The sequence below is a fragment of the Candidatus Bathyarchaeia archaeon genome, from assembly GCA_041447175.1.
Lineage (GTDB): Archaea > Thermoproteota > Bathyarchaeia > Bathyarchaeales > Bathycorpusculaceae > JADGNF01.
The window spans coordinates 491,912-505,715 of sequence record CP166960.1 but is presented as its reverse complement, the minus strand read 5'-3'; the positions used below and the strand labels follow the sequence as shown (position 1 = coordinate 505,715).

The following is a 13,804-nucleotide window of genomic DNA, read 5'->3' as shown; positions in this document are numbered from 1 at the left end:
TATAATAGTTTCTTGTCACTGTTGTTTGGTGGTTAATCTGGTTAGCGGTTTCAAGCTTGGTGAGTTGGGGGTTGTGTGACAATTGACGGTTAGGACTGTTCCTGAAATAGATTCTATGCAAAAATTCGGTTATCGTCGAGTTGGTGACGGCAAACAGAAGGATGATAAATGCGGTCAATTCATGGGTCATGTCGGCTGTTTGCGCGAGGATTTACACCGTTTAATAACTCTGGATGGCGTTAACCATTCTGGCAAGGTTTTCATTAGGCGTGTTTATCACAGTTGTGACCGCCCTGAGTGTCCCGTCTGTTTTAGACGTTGGGCTATCAAGCAAGCAGATAGAGTAGAGCAACAGTTTAAGCCGTTCTATGTAAAATTCGGTTGCCCTGAACACATCATCGTTTCATGTCCACAGTCTGACTATGGTTTACCCTATGAGAAGCTCAAGGTAAAAGCTCTGAAAGCTGCTAAAGACCGCGGCTTCATGGGTGGCTTCATGATTTTTCATGCTCAACGCTACCATAGAGCTAATGAATCTTATTTAGGAGAATTAGCTCGTTGGTTTTATGCGCCGCATTTCCATTTTTTAGGCTTCTTAGATGGCGGTTATGGTGCTTGTCGTGGCTGCAAAAAATCAAAGCTTGATTGCTGGAACTGTTCGGGCTTTGAGGGTGTTACTCGTCGCTTAAACTTGAAGGATGGATATATCGTCAAGGTTAAAGGTGCTCGTAAAACCGTTTTTGGAACTGCCTACTATCAGCTTAACCATGCTACAATAATTCACGGAAAGATTCGTTCTCATGTCGGCTCATGGGTTGGAGTCTGTGCTTACACTAAGCATAAGCTTGTAGCGGGGGAGCGTAAGAAAAAGCATGTTTGCCCTATTTGCGGTCACGATTTGGTTCCCGTTAAGTACGTTGGTTTAGGTGACCCACTTGATGCTCAATGGTGGGTTGAGGAATATGAGGATGACTTGTACGATAGCGACGGTTCTGTAAAATGGATTGAAGCATCTAAAGTGAGGGGTCACTATGAATGAGTGTTCCCTCTCTAATGCTCATTGTCTTGGCGAAAAAGTCTTTTCGCTTCCTCATTTAGAAGTGGTTATTCATTATGATGTTTATTCGCCTGTTCTTGAGTTGACGTTTAAGCAGGGTGCTTTTAGGCACACTTTTTTCGTAAAAAGGTTCTACTATTCTAAGGCTGTTTTGCCTGTTTGTTATCAGGATTACTTAGAGTTTCATTTTTGTGCTGATTTAGAAATCGAGGTAGAATTTTGCTCACCTAATTACCGTACGGAGAGAGGGGGTGAAATTTGAATGAGCGTTAAAGATACTAAAGATTTAGATGCGAGTGTTGAAGAGTTCGGTTCTTTGCTTGAGGGTGAAAAGAATTTCCTTCCAAAGAATGAGTTGGTTTTCATTGTCTTGAAGCGTCCAAAGCCTGTGGACAGCTCTTATAATGGTAAACCAAGCAAACTGTACGAGGTTGAAGTGGTAGATTTGAAGGGTGACTTAACGGTCATGTCTGTTACTGCTGGTGACTACAAAAAGATTCGTAAAGCTGCCGAGAAAGTTCTTGATGTTCAGAAGCGTTACCCTAACCTTCCATTGATTCCCTACGTTAAAATCTCGTCTGCTTTGCCTTTCCAACAACCCATGAATAGCCAACGGTAACTGTTTGATACGGTTGTTTCTTTCCCACTTTTTACAATTGGGCATAACTTTTTGAGGCTTTTTTCGCTTTTGACATATCGTTTGGCTTTCGCGGTTCGTTTGGCGAGGCGGAAGCGAAGCAACGCCTCGCCTCAAAAGTCAAAAGATTAAGTAAACAGTCCATTGTTTGCGTATTTTTTACTTACGTGTGCCATTGAGTAGAGACGCAAGTGGAACCTTGTTTATTATGCGAAGTGAGGATATTTATTCTACGTTATTTTCCTGTTTATCTAAAAAAGCCCAGAGTATGGTTAAGAAATTATCACTTCGGACTAGCAAGTTTATTGAGCGAATACTTATCGCATAACTATTTATTCCTAAAATTACATAGAGTGCTAACGATTTGAAGTCTTCTCTAGGCGATTGAGGTTTAGTATTGTTTGGTAAAAATTCTCTCAAATTATCCTTCATTTTTTTTAACAAATTCTTGTTTGTTTTTACTGCTGCGCTGTCTAAGTCTTCAAATTTACGTACTTCCAGATAATGGACAAATGCATTTCTAATTTTTCTTATAGTGTCTGCTCCAGCGAAATGTTTTGGGGGTGAAAATCTTAACGATTTAGCAAACATAATTTTTGAGTATATATCAATTAACTCGTTATTACCTATCTCATCGTTATAATTGGGCATTAGAGCAGATAGGTAGTTATCAATTGCGTTTTCCATCAATAACTCGGCTGTTAATACTAGAAGTCTATCATCATCAAGTTTTGAAACTTCTTGAAAATACTCTATAAATTTCTTTTTTAATTCCTGTCCTGTTGAATCTGCCACTGATTCATGAAAACGCGTCTCGTAAAATACAGCTTCGCCTTTTTTACATTCGTTGTTGACGCGATTACTATCAATTCTGTTGACCATATTTGTAACCTATCTTTTTTTGTGTTGATTAGTTTATAGCCTTTAGGTATTTTGGGTTAAAAAATTGATTTACTTAGATTTTCTGAATATCTGGTAACCATCTATCTCCGTGAATTTTGTGAAGCCTGCTTCGGCTAATTCGCATATTTCTTTTAGTGTTGTTGGTGTTCCGAGTTGTACAGTTCTTGAGATGTATTCATCGTTTGCGAAGTTGATTAAGTGCGTGTAAATTAGGGTGTGCTCGATTCGTTTGTGCCCTAATTGCTGTTTGACTAAGAGTATGTCTTTGGTTTTTGCATAGAGCATTGTTGCAAAATAGTGTCTTAGGTCGTATAGTCTGTATTTGGTTAGTTCAGGTCGGTTAAGTTTTTTAGCTGTGCGTTTTCTGCCTTTTGTCCATGCTCTGCATTGGTCTCCTGAACTTGGGAATAGTTGTTTACTTGTGGTTTCTGTAATGTATGTTTTAAGTAAAGCTAATGTATTGTCGGTTAGTTTTAGGATTCGCGGATTGCCTCTTTTGCATGCTTTTGCGTTAATTGTGCCTTTTTCTAAATCTATGTTTTTGAGTGTGGTTCTGTGTAACTCTATTGGTCTTAATCCTGTTTCCTTCAGAATGGTAAATATTGTTGCCCATTTTCTTTGAAATGAAGATATTATAGTGTTTGCTTCTTCTGTGCTTGGCACGTTTGGTAGTCTTTCTTCTTTTTGAAAATAGGGCATTTCCCATTTTAGGTCGTAGTATTTGATGTAGCGGTTATATGCTGTTGCTAAACCTTCTTTGTAAGCGTTGGTTGCATTGTAATTGATTATGTATTCTCTGCAGATTTGTGGGATATCTAAACTTGTATTTTTGTTTAGGAATTTTAAGCGTCTTACGGTGCACATGATTGTGCTTTCGGCGGCTCCATTGACTTTCATGTTTATGGCTATGTCTAAAATTTCTTGTAAAGTGCTATGGGTTGCGGTGATGGTGCTACGGGCAGGATTCGAACCTGCGAACCCCTGCGGGAAAGGATATCCCATCCGTCTGGGGCCAGACCTGCCGGCCAAACGTTGATCTTGAGTCCTTCACCTTTGACCTAGCTTGGTTACCGTAGCCCGTGTTTGGTCTTTCGGCTACAGTCTTTCCGTTTGCTGTCTTATTAACTATTTGCCGCAATGCGTATGGGTGCAAAGGTTAAAATCACCTGCCAACCAACACACACAAGATTCCACGAGGCTAAAGTTATGTCAAAGGCAAACCCCAAACCCCTCCCCCTCACCGCCGACGTCCACTGGGTAGGCGTCAACGACACCCAAACCCCCCTCTTTGAAGGGCTCTGGAGCATCCCCGAAGGCGTCTCCTACAACTCCTACCTCGTCCAAGGCTCCGAGAAAACCGCGCTCATCGACTGCGTCCACGAGAAAAAAGCGGAGGAGCACTTTGATAAAATCAGCCAGCTAACTGACATCTCCAAACTCGACTACCTCGTCGTTAACCACATGGAGCCCGACCACACAGGCGCCATCCCCCAACTTCTCAAAAAAGCCCCCAACATTAAACTCGTCTTCACCCCCATTGCCCAAACCATATTCAGAAAATTCTACGGCACCAACCCTACCGCTGAACTGGTGAAGGGCGATGATGTGGAGATTTCGCTGGGAAACAAAACCCTGCGGTTTTTGCAGACGCCGTGGCTGCATTGGCCCGAAACCATGAGCACCTACCTACCCGAGGATAAGGTGCTGTTTTGTTGTGACGCGTTTGGCTCGTTTAAGAAGTTGCCTGACGGCGCCATTTTGGAGTCGGACATGAATGTGGCTGCGCAGAATGTCTGCGGTTGTTCACAGAAGTATTTTGCTTCTGTTTTTAATGGGCAGCGGGATTGGGTTGTTAAGGCGGTGGAGAAGTTTGAGCGGATGGGGTTGGAGTTTGAGTTTTTGGCGCCCAGCCACGGACCCGTTTACACTACAGGCGCAAAGCAGACTCTTCGGCAGTGGACTGCGTGGAGCAAGGGTAGCTACAAGAAAACCGTGGTTGCCGCTTACGGCAGCATGTACGGCTTAACCGCAAAATGCCTAAGCGCCCTCGGAAAAGGCGTAGCTGAGGCAGGCGGCAGCGTTGTAAGCTTTAATCTTTCGGAGGCAGACCCCGTTGATGCGTTAACTGCACTGGTTGAGTCGCCCGCCATTGTGGTGGCTTCTCCAACGTATGAACATGAGGTTTTTCCGAAAGTGGCGGATTTTGTGAATTTGCTGCGGGTGAAAAAGTTCTCCGACCGCTGCGCCAGCGTGTTTGGGAGTTTTGGGTGGAGCGGCGAAGCCACCAGAAAACTCGCCTCAGAACTGGCGGAGTTGGGCTTTGAAGTGGTCGGCAAACCGCTTCCCGTTTACGGCAGCCCCACCGAGGCGGATTTAGAAAAAGTTAGGGAGCTTGGCAGGGCACTTGCGGAGCGGGCGTTTGCCAAGACCAGCGCGGTTTAGGTTAGGGTTTTTTCCAGTTCAGCCACAAAATGCCCAAACCTGCCCAAACCCAGCTGCCAAAACCCCTCGTCCGCAACGTCTAAGCCCAAAATTTTTCCGATTTCCAGCGGAGAAACGCTGCTGCCTGCTGACAACGCTGTTTCCAGTTTGGGCACAAATACGCCGCCTTCTTGCAGGTACCGCTCGTACAGGGCGAAGACGAACATTTGGGCGTAGGTGTAGGGGTAGTTGTAGAAGCGGTAATTGGACATGTAGTAGTGGGGCTTCATGGTCCACTCCGCGTCCATTTCAGGCAGCCATGTGACTGCGTCGCCGAAGATGCGGTTTCGGGCGGTGGTCCAGTGGCGGCAGATGGTGGAGTAATCAAGGTATTCCCCGTGTTCAATGGAGGCGTAAAGTGCCTGCTCAAACCAAACCCGCGCCGTCACTTGAAAAGTCGTCTGCCCTGCCTCATCCAGAACCAAGCAGAGCACGGCTTTGCGGTCCGCGTCAGATTTGGCTTCGTCCAAAAGCAGGTCTGTCAGCAGCAGTTCCCCAAATATGGAGGCGGTTTCCGCCACAATTGAGGGGATGCTGGTGTTCATGAGGGGCTGGCTGAGTGAGGCGTAGTAGTCGTGGGTGGCGTGCCCCAATTCGTGGGCTAATGTGAACACGTCGCCCAGTGAGCCAGTGAAGCTTTGCAGTATGAAGGCGGATTTGCCCGTGTAGTATCCTGCACAAAACGCGCCGTTACGTTTGCCAAACCGCGGTGAAGCATCAATGCGGCGTTTCTCAAACATTTCTTTAACCGCAGTGGCGTATTTTGGGCTGAAGCGGTTATAGGCTCGGATAACTTTGTCTTTGGCTTCTTCAAAGGTGAATTTCTGTTCAGGCAAGTCAGTTAGTGGAGCAACGATGTCGTGGTTGCCCAGCACAGGCAACCTCATAAGTTGGGCTTTCAGCGTGAGGTAGCGGCGAAACATGCCAACGTTGGCTTCCACTGCGCTGAGCAGGTTGTCTATGATTTGTTGCTGGGTGTCGTTGCTTAGTAAGCTGGACTCCATGGGCGAGGTGTACTTGCGGCGCTGTGACATGACAACCCAGTCGTTACAAATGCTGCGCAGGGCAGAAGCAAAAATTTCGCCGTCTTTACCCAGCAACCCATAGATGGCGCGGTTAGCGGACTCCCGTGTTGCTCTGTCGGGGTGGGGGAGCAGCCCGTTGGCTTCCCCGTAGCTGAGGCTTTTTTCTTTGCCTGTTACTGTAACAGTAAAAGTGCGGGTGCTAAGCCACTTGCTCTGCAGTTCCTGCCATGCCTGCACCCCAAACTGGTCTTTATCGATGATAAGCTGCTCCTCCACCTCGCTGAGTTGGTGTTTTACGCGGCGTTGGACACGCTCCAGCATGTGCCGATAATCCGACAAAGCCGATTCAGCCACGACTATGGGTTTGTCTTTCACCAGCGCACCCAGCTCCAGCGAGAAAAACGCCAGCTGCTTGCTTAGCTGGGCTTCCAGCTTGTTGATTCGGTCGTAGAGTGCCTGCGTCTGCGGCAGGGTCATGTTGGCGGAGAAGGCAAGGCTGGCGTAAAGGGAGATGTTGCCGATTTTTTCTTCGAAGGTTTCCAGCTCCCGCAGGCATTGCAGCAGGGCATTTGGGGTTAGTTGGGCGATTTTTCCGCGGTACATGTTTTCAAATGTGTCTGCCAAAGCTTGAACTTGGGCAATGGATTGGTTGATTTTTGGGTCGGATTCGTTTTGGAAGAGTTCAGTTAGTTCCCAGGTTATTTCGGGGTTGGAGGTCATTATTTTCGCCTTTGCAAAAAGTTACGTTGATGGGATATTTTGGGGTTTTCCTTTGACGCCTAAACGCACTTTAGTTTTACGGCAAAGCATAAGTCTCACGGAGTCCAATAGAGTTCACAAACGCAGCATGATGTGGTTTCAGGCGAGGTGAATTCTGTAAAATGGTGATTCTACCCTTAGATTTAATCAGCGACCTTTTAGGGCGCATCACGGGTTCATTGGGCGGGCTTCCAACCATAGCAGTCATGGCTATTCCGTTAATCATTGGCTTAGTCGTGGGCTACCTCATCAAAAAAGTTCTCAAATGGGCAATCATAGCCGGCGTAATCGTCACAGTCATCGCATACTTTGGCTTCTTCGGCTTAAGTCTAAGCACTCTGAGCGGACTAGTAGAACAATACGGACCAATTGCCGCTCAAGAAGCAATTCTGCTCTTTGGAATGCTTCCGCTGGGTATCGGTTTCATAATAGGCTTAATTTTGGGCTTTATTTTCGGATAAAGCCACAGTTTCCTTTTTGTTCAATAACCATCACTGGACTTATGGCGACCAAGCTATCATTGTGAAGCATTAAACTAACTCAGAGGATTCCTTTGAGGATGTGAACTAGTATAATCAAGTAAAATGCTATGGCAAAGGCGGGGTGTAGAAAACGCAGTGATTTGGAGTATTTTTTGGTCATACCAGCATAAAGAACGATACCTGTTGCTACCAGAAGGGTTGTTGCTACGTAGAGGGCTATGCCGGTGCCGAGGTCAGGATAATTTGATGCTGGTCGGGTTATTTGCTGTGCAAAATGGATGGAAACTAGCAGAAACGCCAAAGAATTCCCAATCATGTGGACGGATAAAAAGGTGCGGAAGCGCTGTGGAGCTTTTCGTTTCACAATGGGTTGAATTGGGCTTGTGATGATGATGTATAGGGCGCCTGCCCAGCCAATCCAATGAGACAAGGGGAAAGTTAAACCAAGAAAAGTAACGTAGATGAATGGAAAACGGTAGACGCGCAAAAAAATTACAGCTTCGATAAGCGCCGTCGCAACAATAATAATTGACAACGTTAAAAGCACGAGTTTGTTCGTGCAGATACCTCAACAAAAAACTCTATTACATGGTAAATAAAAATTGCGGTTCACCACAGATAGGCAAAAACGTTAAATAAAACGCAAAGTTAGGTGAGTTTGAAGCAGTACCGTTGCCACTGTGGCCATGTCTGCCCCACGTCACAGGCTTTGAACTCCACCTTCAGCGCCATGCCTATCTTCACGGCTTCTGGGGGTATGCCTGAAATCATGCCGGGCAGCTTTAACCCGTTTTCTAACTCCACAATCCCCACCGTGTATGGCACCAACGATTGAAACTGCTGCGGCGCCACATGAATTGTTGTGTAGGTTAGTAGTTTGCCTTTGCCTGAAACCTCCATCCACACAAAATCTTGGCCATAGCAGTTGTCGCACATGGGTCTGGGGGGCAGGTGGATTTTTCCGCATTTTTGGCATTTTGCCGCCATCAACTTGCCTTCAGCAAGAAACTTGTAGAACTGCTCAATTGTAAAGGGCACTTGGGTACTCATTAAGCGTCGCTCCTATAGAGGTGTACGGTTGCAGTGGCACCTGAACCGCCAACGTTATGGGTTAAGCCCAACTTGGCGTCTTTGACTTGGCGTTTTTCGGCTTGCCCAGTCAACTGCAGATAAATCTCGTAAACTTGCGCAGTTCCAGTGGCTCCCACGGGATGCCCCTTGGCTTTTAAGCCTCCGCTGGTATTCACGGGCAAGCGTCCGCCGAGGCAGGTTTCGCCGCTGTCAATCAGCGCTCCACTTTCGCCGACAGGACAGAATCCAAGGTCCTCGTACGCCATAAGCTCAGCGTAAGTGAAGCAGTCGTGAACTTCTGCCACCTGAACCTGCGCGGGGGATACGGCTGCCATGTCGTAGGCGGTTTTTGCTGCGGTTTTGGTGGCTTGCAGGCTGGTTAGGCTTTTGCGTTCGTACAAGCCGATGGTGTCGCTGGCTTGTCCCGAACCAACTATGTGCACTGGTTGGTCGGTGTATTTGGCGGCTAACTCGGGCTTGGCAAGCACCACGCAGCTGGCGCCGTCAGTAATCAGAGAGCAATCATACATTTTGAAAGGCCATGCCACCATCTTAGACTCCATGACCTTGTCAACGGTTATCTCTTTTTGCAGGTGCGCTTTTGGGTTGAGGCTTGCGTTGTGGTGGTTTTTCACGGCGACCTTTGCCATTTGCTCCTGTGTTGTTCCGTAAGCGTTCATATGCGCCGTCGCCATCAACGCAAATAAACCTGGAAAAGTGATGCCGTGGAACTGTTCAAACGGGTAATCGGAAGCCATAGCAAGGTATTCGGTTACTTCGCTGGTGCTTCTGTGAGTCATTTTCTCCACACCTCCCACAATAACCACATCGGCTAAGCCCGAAAGAACCGCAAAAATACCCGACCGCAGGGCTGCTCCACTTGAGGCGCATGCGGCTTCGGTTCGTGTGGCGGCAACACCCAAAAGCCCTGCCCAGTCAGCAACTGCCGAGCCTGTGTGTCCTTGATGTTCGTAGGCTTCGCCCATGTGCCCGATGAACATGGCTTTCACGTCGCGTTTGGGTTCCAGTTTAGGGCAGCGGTCAAAAGCTTCTTTGGCTGCGTAGCTGAAGAGTTCTCGGGCGTAGAGTCCTTCGTGTTTGCCGAATTTGGATAAGCCTGCGCTGACTATGGAGACAAGCGGTTTTCCATTCAATCCTTGGTTTCCCATCCGTACGCCATAATGTGCAATGGTGGCGTTTAAAGAGTATGCAAAGGGGGATGCTGTCCTAAAACGTTTGCGCCCAAAAAGCCACCAATCAAAAAGGAAGGCTGCTGACGCTGTCTTCACAGTTAGTTGTGGTTCTGGGGCAAGTTGGCTCGGAAGGTTTATATCTTCTCTGAATACATGGCAGTGAATAATACAGCTGAGTGCAGCTTAAACTTCAAGTTTAACCTGGCGACATTATGGTTCAATACAAATGGGTAGCTCTATCAAACACGACTCTGGGCGTCCTCATGGCGTCCATCGACAGCACCATCGTCCTTATTGCTTTGCCCAGCATTTTTCGAGGCATAAACATTGACCCCTTCAACAGTTTCCAGTACCTGCTGTGGGTCATGTTCGGCTACAGCATCGTCACCGCCACTTTGCTGGTGACATTTGGCCGAATCAGCGACATGTTCGGCAGAGTACGCCTCTACAACCTTGGATTTGCCATATTCACGGTGGGCTCAATCCTACTATTTCTAACGCCTAACCAAGGCGACTTAGGCGCCATCGAAATCATAGTCTTCCGCATAATCCAAGGCATCGGCGCAGCCTTCCTCTTCGCCAACAGCGCCGCCATCATAACCGACGCGTTCCCCGCAAACGAACGCGGCAAAGCCTTGGGCATAAACCAAGTTGCCTTCCTCGCAGGCTCCCTGGTCGGATTGGTTCTGGGCGGTGTTTTGGCAGTTTATGACTGGCGACTAGTCTTCCTTGTCAGCGTCCCAGTGGGCATTGCGGGCACAGTCTGGTCGTACTGGAAACTCAAAGAACAAGGCACCGTTAGACGCCACCAGAAAATGGACTTATGGGGCAACATAACCTTCGGTGTAGGTCTAACCCTACTGCTGGTGGGCATCACTTACGGGCTGGTCCCCTACGGCGACTCACCAATGGGTTGGGGCAGCCCATGGGTCATCGGCTCACTTGTCACTGGAATTGCCCTGCTCATCGCGTTTCCATTCATTGAAAAACGTGCCCCTGACCCCATGTTCCGCTTGGACCTGTTCAAAATAAGAAGTTTCAGCATGGGCAACTTTGCAGGGTTCCTTGGCGCCATGGCACGCGGAGGCGTCATGATAATGCTCATTGTTCTGCTTCAAGGCATCTGGCTACCCCTGCATGGCTTCAGCTACGAGGACACCCCCTTCTGGGCAGGCATATTCATGATACCCATGTCGCTAGGCATCGCCCTGACAGGACCAATCAGCGGCTGGCTCAGCGACAAACACGGCGCCCGCACCCTCTCCACTGCAGGCATGATAATCTCTGGAGTAGCCTTCTTACTGTTCGCGTTGCTGCCAGTCAACTTTGATTACTTGCCCTTCGCAGCAATCCTGTTTGTACTAGGCTTAGGCAACGGCATATTCTTCTCACCCAACATGGCATCCATCATGAATTCGGTTCCACCTGAACACCGCGGCGTCGCCTCAGGCATGCGGGCAACCCTGCAGAACTGCGGACAAACCATCAGCCAAGGCATATTCTTCGCCATAATCATCATATCCCTAACCGCCACCCTCCCAGGAGCCCTATCCACTGCCGTGACAACTGCGGGCGCACCCGCTCAGGTGGGGCAAGTCTTTGCATCTACTCCCGCAGCAGGAGCACTTTTCGGGGCGTTTTTAGGCTACAACCCCATCGGAACCATCCTGCAAGGGGTGCCGCAAGCTTTGGTGGCATCCATCCCGCCTAACACCTACAACTACATCACGGGAACCGTATTCTTCCCTACAGCGATTTCGTCGCCGTTCATGGTTGCCCTGCAGGAAGCCTTTTACATTGGCGCCATCATGTGCTTCATCGCAGCAGCCTGCTCCGCGTTAAGAGGCAAAAACTACGTTAACGGACAAGAAACACAAGAAGACACCCCTAAAAACCACACTGCATAACAACTGCCAAGACCAAGGACCCTTGTTTGCGTCCTGAGTCTTAGCAAAAATCCTTTTATCTCCAAACTGTCCTCAATGAACTTATGCCATCAGTTAAAGACATCATGACCAAAAACGTCATCACCATAACGGAGGACAAAACCGTTCTGGAAGCCGCCCAACTCATGAACACCAAAGCCATCGGCTGCCTCGTCATCGTGGAAGACGAAACCCCCGTAGGCATGGTCACTGAAAGAGATATCGTACGCCGAATCGTCGCCCAAAACCTTCCTCACAACGTCAAAGTCTCCGAAATCATGACCAAAAACCTTGTCATCGTCGAACCCGACGTCTCATTGAAAGAAGCCGCGCGACTCATGTCCAAAAACCAAATCCGACGACTCCCAGTCGTCAAACAAAACAAGCTAGTCGGCATCGTCGTAGCATCCGACTTCGTTCGGAACCTCGGCAAAAAAACCTTAACCGAAGAAATATTGGATGCCATGGGGCGCTACCCGCCGGAAGCGCTACCCATGGGTGGCGTGGTCTTATAGACTTGCCTGGGACCCGCCAGAAGTGGGTGTGATGGAAGCCTTCTCCTTCTCTTGCGCTCCACCAATACCTCAGTGGTTTTTGCGGCTTATTAACCTCTGAGTCCACCCCAAGCACATGTCGTTTCTTGTAATATCCCGTTGAGGGCAAAGAGAAGAAAACTTTTTGACCACAAGCGCAGAATTCGAGAGAAAAAGAAACATCACATCGAAAAGACAAAAAAGAGGCGACTTAGCCGCTTAGGTTGTGAGGCTTCTTCCGCAGCGGTTACAGTAGATATCGTCGGTGTTGTTTGGTGCTCCACAGTACGTACAATATTTCATTTGCGAAGTAGAGGAGGAAAGCTGTTCGGCTGAGGAGTTAGTGGAGGTTACTGGCGCCGTTTTGGGGGAGGAGTTTAGTGAGAAGAAACCTATCGCCACAAAAATCCAAGCAACCCAAACCAGCAAGGCACCCACCATGACGAGGGTTAAAACAGTGCCAATTAGGTACAGCACCCCAGCGGTTCTGAATGCGGTTACGCCTGATTCTTCGCTTAAAGCGTTGAAGGCGCGCATGTAAAAGAATGCTGAAATGATGCCGAAAATGAACACGGTCAGCAGCAGCGACACGACGGGTAAGAACACTGATTGCACTGAAGAAACGGCTAAGGGACCATTAGATAGAGCATTAGGTACGTCAACGTGAACTTGCCTTGTAACGATGGTGAGGAAAGCAGATTCCACCACTAAAACAACAATTACGCCAACAATATTCACGATAATTCCGTATAGGACGTTTTTGAAGATTGCAGGTCGATTGTAGTATTTTGATAGGTTGTGCATGGCTAAAAGGAAGAGGATGAAGCTGACCAGCCCTAAACCTGCAAGGGCAACGTAAGGTAACACGAAAGCGGGTAAGATTGCCCCCGTTGAAGACACAGGTACCGCCAAGAACATGAAAAGGACAACTAAGGGCACCACTATCACGGGTAAAATCACGGTTAGTAAACTGCTGATTTTTCCCAAGGTTTTTCCTGATTCAAACGACATCAAAGTCCCCAGCCCACATTGGGTTCTAAACTGATAAATTTTTTGTATCCTTAACGTGTATAAAGTTTAGAGTATGTCGGGTTTGTCGCTGGCTATACCATCTACACCCTTCTTAGCCATCACCTCGGCTTCCTCAGCCGTGTTCACCGTCCAAACCAGAACCTGCAACCCGTTCTCGTGGGCTTTTTGCACGTTAGCCGTATGCGTAAACCGGTAAAGCGTCACCAGCCACTGCACCTTCAAAGCCAACGCGGCTTTAATCGGGTTTTTATGCTTCACATAAATCAGCCCCGTTTCAATTTGGGGGTTAAGCGCCTTAACCTTTGCCAAGGCGTCCTCCAGAAAACTCACCACAACCACATTCGCCAAAAGGTCCTTCTTTTGGATTAACGCCAAAAGCTGCTCTTCTAACCCTGCTTCTTTGAGTTCAACAAAAATCTTTACTCGCTTGCCCAACAGGTCAAAGACTTCCGCTAAGGTGGGGATGTGCTCGTCCTTGTCGGTTTTTAGGCGTTTTATTTCTTGGAGGGTGAGTTCGCTGACTAAGCCTTTGCCGTTAGTGGTGCGTTTCACGTCTGCATCGTGGATGACAACGATTTCTCCGTCTTTGGTTTTGCGCACATCCAACTCTACTGCATCAGCGCCCAGTTCGATGGCTTTTTGGAAGCTGCGCAAGGTGTTTTCAGGCTCGTAGGCTCTTGCGCCTCGGTGACCCACTTTCAGCATA

14 protein-coding genes and 1 tRNA gene are annotated in these 13,804 nt (G+C 48.0%); 6 read left to right on the top strand and 9 right to left on the bottom strand.

What is annotated here, in order from left to right; all coding sequences use genetic code 11:
* Nucleotides 1–82: 82 nt before the first annotated feature.
* Together ACBZ72_02585 and ACBZ72_02580 are read left to right on the top strand one after the other, a co-directional pair.
* Nucleotides 83–1,039, top strand: a complete 957-nt coding sequence (locus ACBZ72_02585; GenBank protein XES77776.1) for a hypothetical protein — start codon at nucleotides 83–85, stop codon at nucleotides 1,037–1,039.
* 280 nt (nucleotides 1,040–1,319) lie between these two features.
* The gene (locus ACBZ72_02580; protein ID XES77775.1) at nucleotides 1,320–1,676 is read left to right on the top strand and encodes a hypothetical protein; all 357 of its coding nucleotides are present in this window, start codon (nucleotides 1,320–1,322) and stop codon (nucleotides 1,674–1,676) included.
* 243 nt (nucleotides 1,677–1,919) lie between these two features.
* Here ACBZ72_02580 and ACBZ72_02575 read toward each other — a convergent pair whose 3' ends face one another.
* From ACBZ72_02575 to ACBZ72_02565, 3 genes are all read right to left on the bottom strand, one after another.
* The gene (locus ACBZ72_02575; protein XES77774.1) at nucleotides 1,920–2,576 is read right to left on the bottom strand and encodes a hypothetical protein; all 657 of its coding nucleotides are present in this window, start codon (nucleotides 2,574–2,576) and stop codon (nucleotides 1,920–1,922) included.
* A 69-nt stretch (nucleotides 2,577–2,645) separates the two neighbouring features.
* Nucleotides 2,646–3,494 carry a tyrosine-type recombinase/integrase gene (locus ACBZ72_02570; protein XES77773.1) on the bottom strand — a complete coding sequence of 283 codons (849 nt, stop codon included), beginning with the start codon at nucleotides 3,492–3,494 and terminating at the stop codon, nucleotides 2,646–2,648.
* A 50-nt stretch (nucleotides 3,495–3,544) separates the two neighbouring features.
* Nucleotides 3,545–3,674: transfer RNA gene (locus ACBZ72_02565), tRNA-Leu, on the bottom strand.
* Between the two features lie 66 nt (nucleotides 3,675–3,740).
* Between ACBZ72_02565 and ACBZ72_02560 the strand changes: the two genes are divergently transcribed.
* Nucleotides 3,741–5,039: an FprA family A-type flavoprotein gene (locus ACBZ72_02560; protein XES77772.1), complete on the top strand. Its 1,299-nt coding sequence runs from the start codon at nucleotides 3,741–3,743 to the stop codon at nucleotides 5,037–5,039.
* Here ACBZ72_02560 and ACBZ72_02555 read toward each other — a convergent pair.
* The gene (locus ACBZ72_02555; protein ID XES77771.1) at nucleotides 5,036–6,823 is read right to left on the bottom strand and encodes a M3 family oligoendopeptidase; all 1,788 of its coding nucleotides are present in this window, start codon (nucleotides 6,821–6,823) and stop codon (nucleotides 5,036–5,038) included. The genes ACBZ72_02560 and ACBZ72_02555 overlap by 4 nt on opposite strands.
* Before the next feature lie 161 nt (nucleotides 6,824–6,984).
* Between ACBZ72_02555 and ACBZ72_02550 the strand changes: the two genes are divergently transcribed.
* On the top strand, nucleotides 6,985–7,323 hold the full coding sequence (locus ACBZ72_02550; GenBank protein XES77770.1) for a hypothetical protein: 339 nt from the start codon (nucleotides 6,985–6,987) through the stop codon (nucleotides 7,321–7,323).
* Nucleotides 7,324–7,402: 79 nt separating this feature from the next.
* On the opposite strand, the gene ACBZ72_02545 is transcribed toward ACBZ72_02550, so the two are convergent.
* The 3 genes from ACBZ72_02545 to ACBZ72_02535 form a co-directional block, all read right to left on the bottom strand.
* The gene (locus ACBZ72_02545; protein ID XES77769.1) at nucleotides 7,403–7,879 is read right to left on the bottom strand and encodes a hypothetical protein; all 477 of its coding nucleotides are present in this window, start codon (nucleotides 7,877–7,879) and stop codon (nucleotides 7,403–7,405) included.
* 113 nt (nucleotides 7,880–7,992) lie between these two features.
* Nucleotides 7,993–8,394 (bottom strand): Zn-ribbon domain-containing OB-fold protein, encoded by a 402-nt coding sequence (locus tag ACBZ72_02540; protein XES77768.1) that lies wholly within the window; start codon nucleotides 8,392–8,394, stop codon nucleotides 7,993–7,995.
* Nucleotides 8,394–9,584, bottom strand: a complete 1,191-nt coding sequence (locus ACBZ72_02535; protein ID XES77767.1) for a thiolase domain-containing protein — start codon at nucleotides 9,582–9,584, stop codon at nucleotides 8,394–8,396. Before ACBZ72_02535 ends, ACBZ72_02540 begins: the two co-directional genes overlap by 1 nt.
* Nucleotides 9,585–9,820: 236 nt before the next feature.
* On the opposite strand from ACBZ72_02535, the gene ACBZ72_02530 reads away from it, so the two are divergent.
* On the top strand, nucleotides 9,821–11,515 hold the full coding sequence (locus ACBZ72_02530) for an MFS transporter (GenBank protein XES77766.1): 1,695 nt from the start codon (nucleotides 9,821–9,823) through the stop codon (nucleotides 11,513–11,515).
* Nucleotides 11,516–11,598: 83 nt separating this feature from the next.
* A complete protein-coding gene (locus tag ACBZ72_02525) occupies nucleotides 11,599–12,048 on the top strand; it encodes a cyclic nucleotide-binding/CBS domain-containing protein (protein XES77765.1) in 450 nt (149 codons plus the stop codon).
* A gap of 237 nt (nucleotides 12,049–12,285) precedes the next feature.
* On the opposite strand, the gene ACBZ72_02520 is transcribed toward ACBZ72_02525, so the two are convergent.
* Both ACBZ72_02520 and ACBZ72_02515 read right to left on the bottom strand, forming a co-directional pair.
* Nucleotides 12,286–13,077 carry a DUF996 domain-containing protein gene (locus ACBZ72_02520; protein XES77764.1) on the bottom strand — a complete coding sequence of 264 codons (792 nt, stop codon included), beginning with the start codon at nucleotides 13,075–13,077 and terminating at the stop codon, nucleotides 12,286–12,288.
* A 66-nt stretch (nucleotides 13,078–13,143) separates the two neighbouring features.
* On the bottom strand, nucleotides 13,144–13,803 hold the full coding sequence (locus ACBZ72_02515) for a glycerophosphodiester phosphodiesterase (GenBank protein XES77763.1): 660 nt from the start codon (nucleotides 13,801–13,803) through the stop codon (nucleotides 13,144–13,146).
* Nucleotide 13,804 lies beyond the last annotated feature (1 nt).

Coding starts and splice junctions, on each gene's coding strand:
- ACBZ72_02555 (XES77771.1), bottom strand. CDS start 6,823: ATGACCTCCAACCCCGAAATAACCTGGGAACTAACTGAACTCTTCCAA.
- ACBZ72_02520 (XES77764.1), bottom strand. CDS start 13,077: ATGTCGTTTGAATCAGGAAAAACCTTGGGAAAAATCAGCAGTTTACTA.
- ACBZ72_02560 (XES77772.1), top strand. CDS start 3,741: ATGGGTGCAAAGGTTAAAATCACCTGCCAACCAACACACACAAGATTC.
- ACBZ72_02550 (XES77770.1), top strand. CDS start 6,985: ATGGTGATTCTACCCTTAGATTTAATCAGCGACCTTTTAGGGCGCATC.
- ACBZ72_02580 (XES77775.1), top strand. CDS start 1,320: ATGAGCGTTAAAGATACTAAAGATTTAGATGCGAGTGTTGAAGAGTTC.
- ACBZ72_02515 (XES77763.1), bottom strand. CDS start 13,803: ATGCTGAAAGTGGGTCACCGAGGCGCAAGAGCCTACGAGCCTGAAAAC.
- ACBZ72_02525 (XES77765.1), top strand. CDS start 11,599: ATGCCATCAGTTAAAGACATCATGACCAAAAACGTCATCACCATAACG.
- ACBZ72_02530 (XES77766.1), top strand. CDS start 9,821: ATGGTTCAATACAAATGGGTAGCTCTATCAAACACGACTCTGGGCGTC.
- ACBZ72_02535 (XES77767.1), bottom strand. CDS start 9,584: ATGGGAAACCAAGGATTGAATGGAAAACCGCTTGTCTCCATAGTCAGC.
- ACBZ72_02570 (XES77773.1), bottom strand. CDS start 3,494: ATGAAAGTCAATGGAGCCGCCGAAAGCACAATCATGTGCACCGTAAGA.
- ACBZ72_02575 (XES77774.1), bottom strand. CDS start 2,576: ATGGTCAACAGAATTGATAGTAATCGCGTCAACAACGAATGTAAAAAA.
- ACBZ72_02540 (XES77768.1), bottom strand. CDS start 8,394: ATGAGTACCCAAGTGCCCTTTACAATTGAGCAGTTCTACAAGTTTCTT.